The sequence below is a fragment of the Dialister micraerophilus DSM 19965 genome (genome assembly GCF_000194985.1).
Lineage (GTDB): Bacteria > Bacillota > Negativicutes > Veillonellales > Dialisteraceae > Dialister > Dialister micraerophilus.
In genome coordinates, this window is record NZ_GL878519.1 from 250,233 (window position 1) to 252,129 (window position 1,897).

Here is a 1,897-nt window from a genome sequence, read left to right on the forward strand (position 1 = left end):
CTGCATCCAAATCGAATTTATCCCAAGTTATTGTACCGTTTATGTATTTTTTATATTTTCTTGTAAAACAGGCTCGCATTTTTTTACAAGCATCGGTTTTGCAATAAAATATGCCGATGCGCCTGCTATGACAATCACACCGGCGCCTATTGTTATATTTTTGGCTATATTAAGCAAAATATACCTCTGTCTTCAAAATTTATTTAGAAAACTCTTTGTGCAAAACAGCAGGAATACCCATCGCTCTTTCAAGTTTTGCCAATCCTATATTATAGTCATACATTGCATTTATATAATTTGTTTTTGCTTTACTCAACGCAAGTTGTCCATCCAATACGTCCAAGTTTGTTCCTACTCCCGAGCGATATCTTATAACTGATATTTTATATGCTTGTTCTGCTTGTTCTACGGTTGCTCTTGCGGTCTGAATTTTTGCTTTTGCCGCAAAAACGTCCAAATAATCTTTCTTTATTTCCAATTTTATTTTATTTTGTGCTTGTTTGAAAATTTGTTCCGCCTCTTTTACCGAAGCTTGTGCTTTTTTTACTTTTGCAGCACTTGCGCCGCCGTCCCACAAATTCCAATTTACAGTTCCGAACACTTTCCAATTATCTTTATCAAATCCTGATAATGCCGAACCTGTCCAATCAAATCCTCCGCCTACCGCAGCAACGGGTTTGTTTCCTGCTTTATTCATTCCTACTTGCGCCTTTGCAATTTCAATTGCATACTTGGCTTTTATTAATTCCCATCTGTATTTTTCTGCAGATTTAATTGCTTCATCCATAGTAATTTTTATTTCAGGTTCAGGAAAATCTTTACTCTTCGGTGAAAGTTTTGTGTCTATCGGTGTATTCATTACATTATTCAAATTTGCTTCTGCAACATCTTTATAATTTTTTGCCGCTATATTCATTTCTTTCGCATTTGCCAATGACACTTCAGACGAAAGAACATCCAATTTTGCAACTATTCCTGCATCATATTGCAATTTAACATTATTGACATGCTCAGATAAATTTTGAACTGCTTTATTTGTCACTTCAACCATATTCAAAGTTTTTAAATATCCAAAATATGCTTCAGTTGCAGCCAATTTTACATCAGCTTCTTTTTGATAAATATCGGTTTTGGATATACTTTCGGCGTATTTTGCAGCATCTATTGCATTCTCGGCTGCTCCGCCTGTCCATACCGGCCAAATTACATTCAAATTTTGAGTATATCGTGTTCCTACTACAGTTTTTGAACTAATAGGAATTGTAAAAGACAATTTTTTATTTAATTCTTTATTTATTCCTTTTAATAATTGAATTTGTTCGGCAGACGGAACGGTTACTTTCGCTCTTCCTGCTTGCCAGCTATATTTTACTGTGGGTCTTTTTGATGAACGTGCTTCTTCTACTGTAGCTTCTGCTTTTTCAAGTCCTGTTTTTGATAGTTGTATATCATAATTATTTTTCAATGCAGTTTCTACAGCTTCTTTCAGTTCGATATTTAAAACTTTTTCTCCGTTTTTGATTGAAATATCTGAATCAGCTTTATTATTTGCAGCGTTTATATCGTTTGCATTTACACACATCGTAAAAGAAGTAGATAATAATGCCATAAGTATTAATGTTTTGTATATTTTTCTCATAAAGCACTCCTTAATATGTATAACTCAATCCGACGTATGTTCCGCCGCCTATACGATCTTCCGGCAAAATAAATTGTCCTATTCCATATAAGTTCGGATAAAATTTATATTGACCTCTTGCTCTTAAAGTAATTTTATCAAGGTCATATGCATCGAATAAAAATTTCCATTTATCTTTAGTATAGGCTGTTCCTATACCTAATTTACCTCTTATAATGCCTCCATAGAAACTGAAATTTCCGTTTTTATTTCCGGCAA

The 1,897-nt window shown here is 33.8% G+C and carries 2 protein-coding genes and 1 pseudogene; all 3 read right to left on the bottom strand.

Features of this window, described 5'->3' with window-relative positions; translation table 11 throughout:
* Positions 1-39: 39 nt before the first annotated feature.
* Positions 40-177, bottom strand: coding sequence for a hypothetical protein (locus HMPREF9083_RS06485; protein WP_007555551.1), 138 nt, complete (start codon positions 175-177; stop codon positions 40-42).
* A gap of 22 nt (positions 178-199) precedes the next feature.
* Positions 200-1,639, bottom strand: coding sequence for a TolC family protein (locus HMPREF9083_RS01200; protein WP_007555553.1), 1,440 nt, complete (start codon positions 1,637-1,639; stop codon positions 200-202).
* A 10-nt stretch (positions 1,640-1,649) separates the two neighbouring features.
* Positions 1,650-1,897, bottom strand: a pseudogene (locus HMPREF9083_RS06555) (MlaD family protein); the annotation flags it as partial.

Coding starts and splice junctions, on each gene's coding strand:
- HMPREF9083_RS01200 (WP_007555553.1), bottom strand. CDS start 1,639: ATGAGAAAAATATACAAAACATTAATACTTATGGCATTATTATCTACT.